This is a genomic window from Modestobacter sp. VKM Ac-2977, from assembly GCF_026968045.1.
In the GTDB taxonomy this organism is placed as follows: Bacteria; Actinomycetota; Actinomycetes; order Mycobacteriales; family Geodermatophilaceae; genus Modestobacter.
In genome coordinates this window covers 117067-131994 of the sequence record NZ_JAPVBQ010000002.1, presented here as the reverse complement: position 1 = coordinate 131994, position 14928 = coordinate 117067, and the positions used below count along the sequence as shown (strand labels likewise).

Below are 14928 nucleotides of genomic sequence, written 5' to 3'. Positions count from 1 at the left end.
GGGCATGACGCGGCCCGAGGTGGCCGTCCTGGTCAACGCCGCCGCCGGGCGGGGTCGCGCGGCCCGGGCCGTTCCCGCCGTCGTGGCAGCGCTGACCGCCGGTGGGGTGCGACCCCGGGTGCTGGCCGCCGGCACCCGGGCGGAGGCGGAACGGCTGGCCACGGCCGCGGTGGGCGACGGCGTCGGGGCAGTGGCCGCGCTCGGTGGCGACGGCACCGCCCACGCCGTCCTCCAGGCCGTGGCCGGCACCCGCACACCGCTGGCGCTGCTGCCGGCCGGCAGCGGCAACGACCTGGCCACCGCCCTCGGTGCGCCGACCGACCCGGTGCGGGCCGCCGCCGCCCTCGCCGCGGACCTGCACGCCGGCCGCACCCGGCAGCTCGACGCCGCGCGCACCGGCGAGCGGTGGTGGGCCACCGTGCTGTGCTGCGGCTTCGACTCCGCGGTCACCGAGCGAGCCGACCGGCTGCGCTGGCCACGCGGCCCCCGCCGCTACGACATCGCGATCCTGCTCGAGCTGGCCCAGCTGCGGCCCCGCGCGGTCACGCTCACCGTCGACGGCGCCGTCCGCCGGCACGAGGTGACCCTGGTCGCGGTCGGCAACACCCCCTGGTACGGCGGCGGGCTGCGGATCGCCCCCGGCGCCGACCCGGCCGACGGACTGCTGGAGGTCGTCGTCATCGGGCCGGTCAGCCGTCGGGAGCTGGTGCGCACCCGCCCCCGGCTGGCCGCGGGCAGCCACGTCGACCACCCCGCCGTCACCGTGCTGCGCGGCCGGGAGATCGGCCTCACCGGTGCCGGCCTGACCACCTGGGCCGACGGCGAGCCGATCTGCGCGCTCCCGGCCACGACCGTCTGCGTACCTGGCGCCCTCACCGTCCTCGGCTGACCGCCCGTACCACCAAAATGGCCATTCTGGTGGTGGAGGGGGACGGCCGGTGGCGCTCGGGGAGAGCGCCTAACGTGGGGGCATGTCCAGCCCGGCTGAGCGTTATGCGGCTGCCCGCCGGCGGAACGCACACCCCGCCCTCTCGGACTTCACCGCCGAACTCGGCTTCTCCCTGGACCCGTTCCAGGTCGAGGCGTGCGAGGCGCTGGAACAGGGCTCCGGTGTGCTGGTCTGCGCCCCGACCGGTGCCGGCAAGACCGTGGTGGGGGAGTTCGCCGTACACAAGGCGCTGCAGGAGGGTCGCAAGGCCTTCTACACCACCCCGATCAAGGCGCTGAGCAACCAGAAGTACCGGGACCTCTGCGACCGGTACGGGGCGGCGAAGGTCGGGCTGCTCACCGGGGACAACGCCATCAACGGCGACGCACCGGTGGTCGTGATGACCACCGAGGTGCTGCGCAACATGCTCTACGTCGACTCCCCGGCGCTCACCGACCTCGGCTACGTCGTGATGGACGAGGTGCACTACCTGGCCGACCGGTTCCGCGGCGCGGTGTGGGAAGAGGTGATCATCCACCTCCCCGAGCACGTCCGGCTGGTCTCGCTGTCGGCCACGGTGAGCAACGCCGAGGAGTTCGCCGACTGGCTGGTCACCGTCCGCGGGGACACGGCTGTCGTGGTCAGCGAGGTGCGGCCGATCCCGCTGTGGCAGCACATGCTGGTGGGCGGCCGGGTGTTCGACCTGTTCGCGCTGCGGCCCGCCGCACACGCGGGGGAGTGGGAGCAGACCCCGCGCGGGCTGTCCACCCGCGAGCGCGGCCGCGCGGTGGTCGACCCCGAACTCGTCCGGTACGTGCACGAGCAGGAACGCCGGCACGACAGCTGGCACGGCGGTGGGGGAGCCCGCGGCGGGTTCAGCCACAAGCCCCGCTACCGGCCGCCGTCCCGGCCGGAGGTCATCGAGCGGCTGGACCGGGCCGGGCTGCTGCCGGCGATCACCTTCGTCTTCAGCCGCAACGGCTGCGACGCCGCCGTCCACCAGTGCCTGGCCTCGGGGATGCGGCTCACCGACGAGACCGAGCGCCGGGCGATCGCCGAGATCATCGACCGGCGCACCGGGTCGCTGCCCGAGGAGGACCTGCACGTCCTGGGCTTCTGGGAGTGGCGGGAGGGGCTGCTCGCCGGTTTCGCCGCCCACCACGCCGGGCTGGTACCGGCGTTCAAGGAGACCGTCGAGGAGTGCTTCGTCCGCGGCCTGGCCAAGGCGGTGTTCGCCACCGAGACCCTCGCCCTGGGCATCAACATGCCGGCGCGCACCGTCGTCCTGGAGCGGCTGGTCAAGTGGAACGGCGAGGCCCACGCCGACGTGACACCGGGGGAGTACACCCAGCTCACCGGCCGGGCCGGCCGGCGCGGCATCGACATCGAGGGGCACGCGGTCGTCGTCTGGGCGCCGGGGGTCGACCCGGCGGCCGTCGCCGGGCTGGCCAGCACCCGCACCTACCCGCTGCGCTCCTCCTTCCGGCCCAGCTACAACATGGCCGTCAACCTGGTCGGCGCCTTCGGCCGGGCGCACGCCCGTGAGCTGCTCGCCGCCTCCTTCGCCCAGTTCCAGGCCGACCGGTCGGTGGTCGGCCTGGCCCGTTCGGCCGCTCGGCACGAGGAGGACGCCGCCCGGCTGCTCAAGGAGATGAACGCCGGGCTCAGCGCCGCGGTGCTGGACGTCGCCGGGTACGCCCGGCTGCGGATGGAGATCTCCGAGCGGGAGAAGGCGCTGTCCCGGGACTCGCAGGCCAAGCGCCGGCTGGAGGCCGCCGAGTCCCTCGCCGCGCTGCGCGCCGGCGACGTCATCCGGGTGCCGAGCGGACGGCGCCAGGGCCTGGCCGTGGTGCTCGACCCCGGGGTCACCGAGCTCACCGACCCCCGGCCGCTGGTGCTCACCGAGGACAAGTGGGCCGGCCGGCTCGGCTCGGTCGACTTCCCGTCGCCGGTGAGCGCCCTGGCCCGGGTCAAGGTGCCGAAGAACTTCAACCACCGCAGCCCGCACGCCCGCCGCGACCTCGCCTCCACGCTGCGCAACGCCCGGGCCGAGAACGGTCTGGGTGCCCGGCGCACCAAGGGGCGGTCCGCGGCCGACGACGACCCGGTGCTCGCCGACCTGCGGCACGCGCTGCGCGCCCACCCGGTGCACGGGCTGCCCGACCGGGAGGAGCGGGTGCGTGCCGCCGACCGCTGGCTGCGCGAGGTGCGGGACGGCGAGCGGCTGCGCCGGCAGATCGCCGACCGCACCAGCTCGCTGACCCAGCAGTTCGACCGCACCTGCGACGTCCTGACCGAACTGGGTTACCTGCAGCCCGATCCTCCACAGGACGACGCCCCGCCCGCAGCGGTGGTCACCGAGGCCGGCCGCCGGCTCGGCCGGATCTGGTCGGAGACCGACCTGCTGACCGCCGAGTGCCTGCGGGCCGGGGTGTTCCGCGGGCTCACCCCCGCCGAGCTGGCCGGTTGCGTCTCCGCCCTGGTCTTCGAGGCGCGGCGGGAGAGTGCCGCCCAGCCCTCCGTGCCGGCCGGCAAGGTCGCCGGTGCGCTCGCCGAGATGCGCAGGGTGCACACCGCGCTCACCGACCTCGAGCGCGAGCACGCCGTGCCGGTCACCCGCGACCCGGACCTGGGCTTCGTCTGGGCCGCCTACCGGTGGGCCGACGGCCAGAGCCTGGACCGGGTGCTGGCCGGGGCGCAGCAGGCCGGCACCGAGCTCTCCGGCGGCGACTTCGTCCGCTGGGCGCGGCAGCTGGTCGACCTGCTCGACCAGCTCGCCAAGGTCGCCGACGACCCGCTGGCCGGGATCGCGCGGGCCGCGGTGGGCCGGGTGCGCCGCGGGGTCGTCGCGGTCGCCGTCACCGACTGATCCGCGGCCCGTGGGCCACAATCGGCCGTCCCCGGTGCACCGCACCGGGGAGCCGATCGAGGAGCGACGATGAGCCAGCCGCCGCAGGGTGAGGACCCGCAGTCCCCCTGGGCGCGCCCGGACCGGGAGCCCGGTTCCCCGCCGGCGGCGCCGGGACGGGGCGGCCCGCAGGGTGGCTGGGGTCCGCCGTCGGGCGGACCGGGGCAGCCACCGCGGTACCAGGGCTGGGGGGAGGCCCCCGGGTACGGCCAGCCCAGCCAGTACGGGCAGCCCGGTGGCTGGGGGCCGCCGTCCGCGCAGTTCGGGTCCCCCGCGGGGTGGGGTCCGCCGGCGCAGCCGGCCAGGAGACGGTCCCGGCCGCCGAAGCTGGTGCTGGTCACGCTGGCGGTCCTGCTGGTGGTCGCGGCGCTGACCCTGCCGTCCCCGCTGGGCGCCACCCGGCTCGACCCGGCGGCGGTGGAGCGCGCCGTGGCCGGCCAGTTCGAGGCCCGGGAGGGCGTCGCCCTGGACCTCAGGTGCGAGGACGAGCTCCCGGTCCGCGACAGCGCCGCCTACTCGTGCGCGGGCCGGACCGTCGACGGCGAGCCGGTCAGCATCACGATCACGCTGACCGGCGAGGACGGCGACTACACCTGGGCGGTGAGCTGACCGGGTCGTTCAGTCCTGCGGCCACCCCAGCGCCGCCCCCAGTCGGCGCACCGAGGACTCCAGCCCGTGCGCCTCGGCCAGCGCCGCCAGGGCGTCGGGGTCGGCCGGGCGGCGGGGCAGCTCGCCGTCCACCGGTGGCAGGTCGATGGTGGTGACGACGGCGACCACCTCGGGTGCGGCATCGAGGTAGTCGGCGGCCGCGTGCAGCTTCTTCAGCACCGCCGCGGTGAGCGGGGCCCTGGGGACGGCGGTGCGGGCAGCCGCCTCCCGGATGCCGGCCAGTGACCCGAACTCGTTGATCAGCGCCGCCGCCGTCTTCGCCCCGACGCCGGACACCCCGGGCAGCCCGTCGCTGGGGTCGCCGCGGAGCACCGCGAAGTCGGCGTACGAGCGGCCGGGGATGCCGTACTTCGCGGCGACGGCCGCCTCGTCGACGAACTCCAGGTCGTTGATGCCGCGGTTGGTGTACAGCACCCGCACCTCGCGGGCGTCGTCGACCAGCTGGAACAGGTCCCGGTCGCCAGTGACCACGTCGACCGGCCCGCGGGCCCGGGTGGCCAGCGTGCCGATGACGTCGTCGGCCTCGTAGCCGGGGGCGCCGACCCGGGTCAGCCCGGCGGCGGCGAGCACCTCGACCAGCACCGGCACCTGCGGCCCGAGCTCGTCGGGCACCTCCTCACCGCCCTCCTGCGCGACCCGGTGCGCCTTGTAGCTGGGCAGCGCGGCGACCCGGAAGGCCGGGCGCCAGTCGTCGTCCCAGCAGGCGACCAGCCGGGTGGGGGAGTGGGCGACGACCAGCCGGGCAGTCATGTCCAGGAAGCCACGGACGGCGTTGACCGGCCGGCCGTGCGGCCCGGTCACGCTGGTCGGCACCCCGTAGAAGGCACGGAAGTACAGGCTCGCGGCGTCCAGGAGCATCGTCGTCACGCCGGGCACGGTAACGGTGCGATGACGACGGCCGGGGCTGTCGCTCCCGCTGGTTAGTCTGCGGACGTGGTCGCCGTCTCTCCCTCCTCCCCGCTGGTGTCCATCGACCGGGTGCACGCCGCCCGCGCTCTCGCCGACGAGCTCGACATCGACGTCGTCGTCGTCACGCCCGGCTCCGACCTGCGTTACCTGTGCGGCTACGACGCGCACGCCATGGAGCGGCTGACCGCGCTGGCCGTGCCCCGCCGGGGCGAGCCGCTGCTGGTGGTGCCGCGGCTGGAGGCGCCGATGGTCGAGGCCTCCCCGGCGGGCTCGTTGGGCCTGGAGGTGCTGGCCTGGGACGAGACCGACGACTCCTTCGCCCGGCTGGCCGAGGCGGTCACCGCCCGGCTGGGCAGCGCACCGGTCCGGGTGGCAGTCGGGTCCCGCACCTGGGCCGAGCACGCGCTGGGCATCCAGCGGGCGCTGCCGGGTTCAGCGCTGGAGCTGGCCAGCCCGGTCATCGACCGGCTGCGGATGGTGAAGACGCCGGCCGAGGTCGAGGAACTGGCCATCGCCGGTGCGGCCATCGACCGGGTGCACGCCCGGATGGGGGAGTGGCTGCGGGTCGGCCGCACCGAGGCCGAGGTCGGCGCGGACGTCGCGGCGGCGATCCTCGCCGAGGGCCACGTCGGCGTCGACTTCACGATCATCGGTTCGGGCCCCAACGGCGCCAGCCCGCACCACGAGGTCTCCGACCGGGTGGTGGAGGCCGGGGACATGGTCGTGGTGGACATCGGCGGGGAGACGGCGACCGGCTACCGGTCCGACTGCACCCGCACCTACCTGGTGGGCGGGCACGCCGCCCGCGGCCTGCTCGACTGGTACGCCGTCCTCCAGCGGGCCCAGGCGGCCGCCGTCGCCGCGGTGCGCCCCGGGGTCACCTGCGCGCAGATCGACGCCGTCGCCCGCGACGTCATCACCAAGGCCGGCTTCGGTGAGCACTTCATCCACCGCACCGGGCACGGCATCGGGCTGGACACCCACGAGGCGCCGTACATCGTCGCCGGCCACGACCTGCCGCTGGAGCCGGGGATGGCCTTCTCGGTCGAGCCCGGCATCTACCTGCCCGGTCGCTACGGCGCCCGGATCGAGGACATCGTCGTCTGCACCGACGACGGCGTCCGCAACCTGAACAACGGTCCCCGTGAGCTCGTCGAACTCCGCGGCTGAGCCGGGCGGGTCGCCGGCCGCCCAGGACGTCGACCGCGAGTTGCTCAGCGCCCTGGCCCGGGACGGGCGGGCGAGCTTCACCGACCTGGCCGACCGGGTCGGGCTGTCGGTGTCCGCGGTGCACCAGCGGGTCCGCCGGCTGGAACAGCGCGGCCTGATCACCGGCTACGCGGCGCAGCTGGACGCCAAGGCGCTCGGGCTGCCGCTGACCGCCTTCGTGTCCATCACCCCGATCGAGGCCGCCCAGCCCGATGACGCGCCGGCCCGGCTGGCGCACCTGTCGGCCATCGAGGCCTGCCACTCGGTGGCCGGGGTGGAGAGCTACATCCTCAAGGTGCGGGTGGCCTCGCCCGACGCGCTGGAGGCGTTGCTGCACGAGATCCGGTCGGCGGCCAACGTCACCACCCGGACCACCGTCGTGCTCTCCACCTTCTACGAGGACCGCCCACCGGTCTGACGAAGGGTGAAGGACCCTGCTGCCCCCCACGCTTCGCAGGCTCAGCGCGGGCCCCTACAGCAGGGCCTGACCCCGCCCCTCGCAGGCTCGCGGCGGGCCCCTACGAGGGGGCCGGTGGACGGTTGACCGAACGCATGTTCGAATGCGCACATGCGGTGGGATGCCCAGCGGCTGGACTTCGACGAACCGAGCACGCTGCCCGGGCTGCCCGACGTGCGTGGTCTGTTGCGCAGTGTGCAGGTGCCGGAGTTCCCCGGCCTGACCTTCCACGAGGTGCGGGCCAAGAGCGCGCTGAACGCGGTGCCCAAGGGCTCGGCGATGCCGTTCGGCCACACGATCAACCCCTATCGGGGCTGCTCCCATGCGTGTGTCTACTGCTACTCCCGCGGGACGCACGAATGGCTGGAGCTGGACAGCGGGGCCGACTTCGACCAGCAGATCGTGGTCAAGACCAACCTCGTCGACGTGCTGCGGCGGGAGCTGGCCCGCCCGTCCTGGCAGCGGGAGCACGTTGCGCTGGGCACCAACACCGACCCGTACCAGCGGGCCGAGGGCCGCTACCGGCTGATGCCCGGGGTCATCGACGCCCTGGCCCGGTCCGGCACCCCGTTCTCGGTGCTGACCAAGGGCACGCTGGCCCGGCGCGACGTCCCCCGGCTGGCCGCCGCGTCCCGCGACGTCCCGGTGGGGATGGGGGTGTCCATGGCCATCTGGGACGACGACCTGCACGCCGCCCTGGAGCCCGGCGTCCCCACGCCCCGGGCGCGGCTGGACCTGGTGCGGGCGATCACCGACGCCGGACTGCCCTGCGGGGTCTTCCTGGCCCCGGTGCTGCCCGGCCTCACCGACCGGATGGAGCACCTGGAGGCGGCGATCGGCGCCATCGCCGCGGCCGGGGCCACCGGGGTCACCGTGCTGCCGCTGCACCTGCGCCCGGGCGCCCGGGAGTGGTTCACCGCCTGGCTGTCCCGGGAGCACCCCGGCCTGGTCGGCCGGTACCGCCAGCTCTACGGGCGCGGCGCCTACGTGCCGGCCGAGTACCGCAGCTGGCTCGCCGGCCGGGTGGCCCCGGTGCTGGCCCGGTACGGCCTGGACCGGCAGAGCGGAGGGGTGGCGCGCGGCGTCGACGCCGGCAGCAGCCTCGGCCTGCCCGGCGACGAGTCGGTGGGCTTCCCGGCCGGCAGCCTGCCCACCCGACGGCCGGAGCCCGCGTCGATCGACGAGGCGCCCGAGCAGTTGTCGCTGTGCTGAACCCGGCGTCGGGCTGGACGGGGGAGGGGAGCCGGGATCAGCCCGCCAGCCGGGCGCGACGGCCCACGGTGCGCAGCGCCCGCACGGCGCCGCGGGGGCCCACCGGCGGCGCACCACCGGCCAGCGCCAGCCGACGGTAGGAGTCGTAGGAGAGCGTCAGGTAGTCCGCCGCCAGCTCCTCGACCTGCTCACGACGACTCGGCGACGCGGTGGCCCGCATGGCCGTCGCGGTACGCACGGCGTGCTTCGCGAAGGTCACCTGCAGCGCCTGCGTGGACAGCTGCCCACCGACGTGCGAGTTCGGGCCCGGGCCCCGCCGCAGCGCCGGCAGCACCCACGGGCTCGCCGCCAGGCCGGGGAACCGGCTGCGGACCTCCTCCCAGGCGTGCCAGGCGGTCAGCGCACCGGGCACCGACCACTCGCCGTCCTCGGTGGCCACGACGAGACGACGTCCGGTCACCTGCACCTGGTCCCGGCGCAACCCCCGGAACTGCCCCACCGTCGCCGGCCAGCCCAGCGCGAGCGCACACCACGCGACCGAGCGCAGGTGCTCCGGCGCCTCGCTGCGCACCCGGGTCAGCTCCCGCAGGTCGAGGGTGACCGGGTCGGGCTCGGGGGTGGTGGCCCGCGGCACCCCGACCCCGCCGTAGCGAGCGACCTTGCTGTAGAGGGCGACGGTGGCCGGCTTCCAGTCGCGCGCGGCGACCAGCGGCTCCAGGCCGGTCTCGGCGAGCGCATCCGGTCCGAGCCCCTGCTCGAGGGCCGCCTCGACCAGTCGCCGCCACTGCGGCTCGTACCCCGGCGGCACCGGCAGCCGGGCCCAGGCGCGGGCCGGCGGAGGGGCAGGCATGTCGGGCAGCGGCGGCTGCCATGCACCTGGCATGACGGCACACTACCGTTATCCCCAACAACGTCGCGACACATCATTGTCGTCACCTGCCGAAGACAGACCAGGCGCCCTCCGGGCGCCACGCAACAACGACCACCTCCAGGACCGGGCTCAGCGAGCACGACGACCGGGATGCCCGTGATCATGGGTCGGTGCGCACCGTCGGAGTCGAGGAAGAACTGTTGGTCGTCGACCCGGCGGGGGTGCCGGTGCCGCTGGCCCCGGAGGCCCTGGAGGTGGCCGCCCGCCGCGGTGAGGGGGAGACGGTCGGAGAGCACGACCGGGCGCAGCAGTCCGATGCGGCGCCCGACACCGACGCCGCCGGGGCCCCGGCCGGCCCACGCCTGGTGCCCGAGCTGAAGGAGCAGCAGATCGAGCTGGGCACCCGGGTCTGCCGGGAGCTCGACGAGGTGAGCGCGGAGCTGCGGCACTGGCGTTCCCGGGCCGATGCGGCCGCCGCGACCGTGGGCGCCCGGGTGGCGGCCCTGGCGAGCTCGCCGGTGGCCGTGGAACCGGAGACGACGCCGGGGGAGCGGTACGCGCAGATGGTCGAGGTCTTCGGCCTCACCGCCGCCGAGGTGCTCACCTGCGGCTGCCACGTGCACGTCTCCGTCGACGGCGACGAGGAGGGGGTCGCCGTCCTCGACCGCATCCGGGTGTGGCTGCCGGTGCTGACCGCGCTGACCACCAACTCGCCGTTCTGGTCCGGGCGGGACACCGGCTACGCCAGCTTCCGCTCCCAGGTCTGGAACCGGTGGCCCTCCGCCGGCCCGAACGCCGTGTTCGGCACCCCGGCCCGGTACCACCGGCTGATCGCCGAGCTGGTCGCGACCGAGACGGTGCTCGACGAGGGGATGGTCTACTTCGACGCCCGCCTCTCGGCCACCTGGCCGACGGTGGAGGTGCGGGTGTCCGACGTCGCGCTGCGGGTGGAGGACGCCGTCCTGCTGGCCGGGCTGGTGCGCGGCCTGGTCGAGACCGCGGCCCGGGAGTGGCGGGCCGGCGTCCCGGCGCCGGAGGTGCGGACCGAGGTGCTCCGCGTCGCCGGCTGGCGGGCCGGACGCTCCGGCCTGACCGGGGACCTCGTCGACCCGCGGACCGGCCAGCCGGCCCCGGCCGCCGAGGTGGTCACCGCCCTGGTCGAGCACGTGCGCGCTGCCCTCGGCGACAGCGGGGACGCCGAACGCGTCGAGGCCGGCGTCGCCGACGTCCTGCGCCGCGGCACCGGGGCGACCCTGCAGCGCGCGGTCTTCGACGAGACCAGCGACCCGGCCGCCGTCGTCCGGGCCGCGGTCGCCGCCACCCACGGCAGCTGAGGCCGGAACGCCGCGCGCGACCGGGTTGGTTAGGGTCCGCCCATGCACACGGCCAGCTGGGGCGACGTCGTCCGCCGAGACCTGTTCGGGCCGAAGCCGGACCCTCGGGACCGCCCCTACCGGTCGGTGATCCGGCTCGTGCTGGTCGTCTTCCGGCTGTTCCGCTTCCGCTTCGACATCCGCGGAGCCGAGCACGTCCCGGCCACGGGTGGCGCGGTCATCTGCAGCAACCACGTCTCCTACCTGGACTTCACCTATCTGGGCCTGGCCGCGCTGCCGCAGCACCGGCTGGTGCGGTTCATGGCGAAGGCCGCGATCTTCGGGCACTGGTTCGCCGGGCCCTTCATGCGCGCCATGCAGCACATCCCGGTCGACCGCAAGGCCGGCGCCTCGGCGTTCGACGCCGCCGTCCGGGCGCTGGAGGACGGCCACCTCGTCGGGATCTTCCCCGAGGCGACGATCAGCACCTCGTTCACCGTCAAGGAGGTCAAGGCCGGGGCGGCCCGGATGGCGGTCCAGGCCGGGGTACCGATCCTCCCCGCTGCAGTCTGGGGCGGGCAGCGCATCGCCACCAAGGCACACAAGGTGGTGCTGCGCCGGGACGTCCCGGTGACGGTGATCATCGGCGAGCCGATCGTCCCCGAGCCGGGGGAGAAGCCGCAGGCCCTGCTCCGCCGCACCAAGGCGGCGATGGTGGAGCTGCTGGACGAGGCGCAGCGCACCTACCCGGACCAGCCGGCCGGGGACGGCGACCGCTGGTGGCAGCCGGCCCACCTGGGCGGCAGCGCCCCGACCCCGGAGGTGGCCGCGATCAACGACGCCGACTACGCCGCCGGCAACCGGACGCGGGTCAAGGCCCCGCACCCGCTGGCCCGGGCCAAGGCGCTGCTGGGTCGCGTCCGCCGCTGAGCCTCAGCGCACCCGCGCGCCGACGTCGTCGGCGGTGAGCGGGGCGACCATCTCCCGTTCGTAGCTGCGGTGCCACCAGGCCCCGGTCTCCCGTCTTTCCTGGCGGGTGGTGAACCGATAGCGGTAGACGAGCACCCGCACCGCGGCGGGGCGGTCGGTGCCGAACGGTGCCGAGCGCAGCAGCCGCAGGGTGGCCGGGTCGGCGTCCAGCAGCTTGCCGAGGAAGGGCAGCAGCCAGGCCCGGCCGTAGGCGGGGGAGAGGGCCACGAACCACATCAGCCAGTCCAGCCGCAGGTGGTAGGGCGCCCACTGGGGCGGACGGCGGTGGACGTCGCCGGGCTTGCCGCGGAACTCGTACTCCCGCCACACGGCGTCCGGCCCGGTGCCGTCGGTGGCCTCGACCACCAGCTCCCGGCGCACCTTGGTCACCGAGCCGAAGGCGCCGTAGCTGTTCACCAGCCGCAGCGGGTCGAAGCTGGTGTTCATCCGCTGCCCCGGGGACAGCATGTTCCGCACCGGCGCCACGCTGAGCACGGCGACCAGCACCGCCAGCCCGATCCCCACGCCGACGAACCAGGTGGGGGAGGAGAGCTCGTCGGGGCGGTCGACGGGCAGGACGGCGGCCAGCCAGCGCCCGTCGACCACCGACAGGGCCAGCACCAGGGTCAGCGCGTTGAGCCAGGCGAAGTTGCCGCTGATCAGCAGGTACCCCTGGGTGACCACGATGACCAGCGCCGCCACCCCGGCGATCGGCTGCGGTGCCAGCAGCCCGAACACGACGACCAGCTGGGTGACGTGGTTGGCCAACGTCTCCACCCGGTGCAGCCGCGGGCTGAGCCGGTGGAACCACCAGCTCAGCGGGTTCGGCATCGGCTGGGTCTCGTGGTGCCAGTCCAGGCAGGTCAGCTCCCGCCAGCAACGGTCACCGCGCATCTTGATCAACCCGGCGCCGAGCTCCAGCCGGAAGAGCAGCCAGCGCAGCAGCCACATGCCCAGCACGGGTGGTGCGACGTGCGCCGGGCCGAGGAAGACGGCGAGGAACCCGGCCTCCAGCAGCAGCGACTCCCAGCCGAAGCCGTACCAGATCTGCCCGACGTCCACGATCGACAGGTAGAGCGCCCAGAGCACCGCCCACAGCGCCATCCAGCCGGCCAGCGGCAGTCGGTCGGCCAGCCCACCGAGGGCGGCGACGGAGAGCGCGATGCCGGTCCAGCAGCAGCCGGCGAAGAACCGGTCGGACCAGTGCAGGTGGAACAGGCTGGGCGCGCGCTTCCAGGAGGTCCGCTCCAGGTACCGGGGGACCGGGGTCAGGCCGTGGGTGCCGAGCAGCGCCCGCCCCTGGCGCAGCGCGGCGACGAACGCGATCAGGTAGACCAGCGCGAGGCCCCGGGTGAAGAGCCAACGGCCCCACCAGGCGCCCGGGTCGGCGAACCACTCCACGGCGCCCTCCGCTCAGTCCGGTGGTGCCTCGAGCCGGAAGGCCTCCAGCTCGGTGCCGTACCAGCGGGTGGTGCGGCCCAGCGGCTGCATGCCCAGCTTCTGACAGACCCGCAGCGAGGCCTGGTTGCCCGGCCGGACGACGGCGTAGACCTCCAGCAGCCCGTCCTCGAACGCGCGGTCGACGACCGCCCGGGCCGCCTCGGTGGCGTAGCCGAGCCGCCAGCTGTCCGGGTGCAGGTGCCAGCCGACCTCGACCTCACCGACGCCCTGGGGGAGGGGCTTGAGCAGCACCGTGCCCGCCGGTGGGCCCCCGCTGCGCGGCTCGATCGCCCAGCACCCGTGCGCCGGGTCCAGCTGGTGCACCAGCCGCCAGCGCTCGACCAGCTCGGCGGGCGACACCGTGGGTGCACCGCCCAGCCAGCGGGTCACCTCGTCCCGGCTGTACAGGTCGGCGAGGCGGGCGAGGTCGGCGTCGTCCGTCGTCCAGGCCCGCAGCCGCAGCCGGTCGGTGCACAGCAGTTCCACCCAACCGTGCCTACCGCCGTCCGCCCGGTCGAAAACCCCGCCTACGGCCCCGCTGCAGGGACCCGACACGAGCCTGCGGGTGGTTGGGGGGGCAGCGGGGTCCTTCAGCAGCCGGTGGGGGTGAGCTGACGGTCGCGCTGAGCGGCCCACCAGGCGCGCCCCTCGGCGGGCAGGCCGGCGATCGGGTCGTAGTAGGCGTGGCGGCGGTCGAGGGCGTCGGCGTCGGCGCGCTCGATGCCGGTGCGGTAGTTCTTCGTCCAGTAGGAGATGCCGCGCTCGCGGTCGTACTCGGCGACCTGGTGCACCCAGCGCTTGCCGACGTAGGGCACGTCGCACACGATCCTCGGCGTCGCGAAGCCCGGCAGGTAGCCCATGACGTCGTGCTGCAGCGTTTGCGCCGTGCCCAGCGAGACCCGCCAGTGCTCGGCGCTGGGGATCATGTCGCACATGTAGAAGTAGTAGGGCGTGATCGAGGCGCCGTCGAGCAGCGCGAAGCACAGGTCCAGCAGCTGCCCGGCGGTGGCGTTCACGCCGGCCAGCAGCACGCCCTGGTTGCGCACGTCGCGCACCCCGGCCGCCAGCAGTGCCCGGGTGGCCTCGGCGACCAGCGGGGTCACCGACTGGGCGGCGTTGACGTGGGTGTGCACCGCCAGCGCGACGCCGCGTGCCCGCGCGAGGGCCGCCAGCCGGCCCATCCCGTCGACGACCTCCGGCTGCAGCCAGTGCTGGGGGAGGCCCATCAGCGCCTTGGAGGCGAGCCGGACGTCGCGGATCGAGTCGATCTCCAGCAGTCCCTCGACGAACGCGGCCAGGTTCTTGAACGGCAGGTTGGCCACGTCGCCACCGGAGACGACGACGTCCCGGACGCCCGGGGTGCGGCGCAGGTAGGCGAGCATCTCGGCCTGCCGGTCGACCGGCTTCAGGTCGAACCGGAGCTTGTCCACCGCCGGGGTGGAGTTGCCGACCAGGTCCATCCGGGTGCAGTGCCCGCAGTACTGCGGGCAGGTGGACAGCAGCTCGGCCAGCACCTTGGTCGGGTAGCGGTGGGTGAGGCCCTCGACGGCCCACATCTCGTGCTCGTGCAGCGAGTCGCGGGCCGCGTGGGGGTGGCTCGCCTCGTCGCCGGGCAGCCGGTCGGAGGCGACCGGGAGCATGTAGCGGCGCACCGGGTCGGCGAGCATCGCGGCGGTCGAGGGCAGCGCCGCGGGCACCATCGTGTTGAGCATCTGCGGCGGCAGCAGCAGCGACATCGTCGCCCGCCCGGCCTGGTCGGCCTCGACGTCGGCGTAGAACGACTCGTCCAGCAGGTCGCCGTACACGCCGCGCAGCTGACGCACGTTCTTCACGCAGTGCGCGCGCTGCCACTGGGCGCTGCGCCAGTCCTCGTCGGTGACCCCGGCGAAGCCGGGCAACCGCCGCCAGTCGGGCTCGACGAGCTCACGGGCGGTGTACTCGTAGGGCTGCTCCAGCACCGGAACTCCTGTCCGCGCGACGTCTTCGACTCCGACACCGCGACCCTACGGGAAGAAGTGCGGCATCAGGGGCACATGGCGATAG

Annotated in this window: 13 protein-coding genes; 8 read left to right on the top strand and 5 right to left on the bottom strand. The window is 74.7% G+C overall.

Annotated elements, in window-relative coordinates; all coding sequences use genetic code 11:
• Positions 1-4: 4 nt before the first annotated feature.
• The 3 genes from O2V63_RS08255 to O2V63_RS08245 all read left to right on the top strand — a co-directional run bounded on the left by O2V63_RS08255 (position 5) and on the right by O2V63_RS08245 (position 4445).
• A complete protein-coding gene (locus tag O2V63_RS08255; protein WP_269167062.1) occupies positions 5-889 on the top strand; it encodes a diacylglycerol/lipid kinase family protein in 885 nt (294 codons plus the stop codon).
• A gap of 82 nt (positions 890-971) precedes the next feature.
• Positions 972-3797, top strand: a complete 2826-nt coding sequence (locus O2V63_RS08250) for a DEAD/DEAH box helicase (protein ID WP_269167061.1) — start codon at positions 972-974, stop codon at positions 3795-3797.
• Between the two features lie 69 nt (positions 3798-3866).
• Positions 3867-4445: a DUF4333 domain-containing protein gene (locus O2V63_RS08245; RefSeq protein ID WP_269167060.1), complete on the top strand. Its 579-nt coding sequence runs from the start codon at positions 3867-3869 to the stop codon at positions 4443-4445.
• 9 nt (positions 4446-4454) lie between these two features.
• Here O2V63_RS08245 and O2V63_RS08240 read toward each other — a convergent pair whose 3' ends face one another.
• Positions 4455-5363 (bottom strand): 5'-3' exonuclease, encoded by a 909-nt coding sequence (locus tag O2V63_RS08240; RefSeq protein WP_269167899.1) that lies wholly within the window; start codon positions 5361-5363, stop codon positions 4455-4457.
• Positions 5364-5438: 75 nt separating this feature from the next.
• Between O2V63_RS08240 and O2V63_RS08235 the strand changes: the two genes are divergently transcribed.
• The 3 genes from O2V63_RS08235 (at position 5439) to O2V63_RS08225 (ending at position 8292) form a co-directional block, all read left to right on the top strand.
• Positions 5439-6584, top strand: a complete 1146-nt coding sequence (locus tag O2V63_RS08235; protein ID WP_269167059.1) for a M24 family metallopeptidase — start codon at positions 5439-5441, stop codon at positions 6582-6584.
• On the top strand, positions 6559-7041 hold the full coding sequence (locus tag O2V63_RS08230) for an Lrp/AsnC family transcriptional regulator (RefSeq protein ID WP_269167058.1): 483 nt from the start codon (positions 6559-6561) through the stop codon (positions 7039-7041). Before O2V63_RS08235 ends, O2V63_RS08230 begins: the two co-directional genes overlap by 26 nt.
• Before the next feature lie 150 nt (positions 7042-7191).
• On the top strand, positions 7192-8292 hold the full coding sequence (locus O2V63_RS08225; RefSeq protein WP_269167057.1) for an Rv2578c family radical SAM protein: 1101 nt from the start codon (positions 7192-7194) through the stop codon (positions 8290-8292).
• A 37-nt stretch (positions 8293-8329) separates the two neighbouring features.
• Here the strand turns inward: O2V63_RS08225 and O2V63_RS08220 are convergent, their stop codons facing one another.
• Complete coding sequence (locus O2V63_RS08220) at positions 8330-9175, bottom strand: hypothetical protein (RefSeq protein ID WP_269167056.1); 846 nt, start codon at positions 9173-9175, stop codon at positions 8330-8332.
• A gap of 158 nt (positions 9176-9333) precedes the next feature.
• On the opposite strand from O2V63_RS08220, the gene O2V63_RS08215 reads away from it, so the two are divergent.
• Both O2V63_RS08215 and O2V63_RS08210 read left to right on the top strand, forming a co-directional pair.
• Entirely contained in the window at positions 9334-10497 is a 1164-nt protein-coding gene (locus tag O2V63_RS08215) for a carboxylate-amine ligase (RefSeq protein WP_269167055.1), read from the top strand.
• Positions 10498-10539: 42 nt separating this feature from the next.
• Complete coding sequence (locus O2V63_RS08210; protein WP_269167054.1) at positions 10540-11406, top strand: lysophospholipid acyltransferase family protein; 867 nt, start codon at positions 10540-10542, stop codon at positions 11404-11406.
• Between the two features lie 3 nt (positions 11407-11409).
• Here O2V63_RS08210 and O2V63_RS08205 read toward each other — a convergent pair whose 3' ends face one another.
• From O2V63_RS08205 to O2V63_RS08195, 3 genes are all read right to left on the bottom strand, one after another.
• The gene (locus O2V63_RS08205) at positions 11410-12846 is read right to left on the bottom strand and encodes a lipase maturation factor family protein (protein ID WP_269167053.1); all 1437 of its coding nucleotides are present in this window, start codon (positions 12844-12846) and stop codon (positions 11410-11412) included.
• 12 nt (positions 12847-12858) lie between these two features.
• Entirely contained in the window at positions 12859-13371 is a 513-nt protein-coding gene (locus O2V63_RS08200) for a GNAT family N-acetyltransferase (RefSeq protein WP_269167052.1), read from the bottom strand.
• Between the two features lie 104 nt (positions 13372-13475).
• On the bottom strand, positions 13476-14843 hold the full coding sequence (locus tag O2V63_RS08195; protein ID WP_269167051.1) for a KamA family radical SAM protein: 1368 nt from the start codon (positions 14841-14843) through the stop codon (positions 13476-13478).
• Positions 14844-14928: the final 85 nt, after the last annotated feature.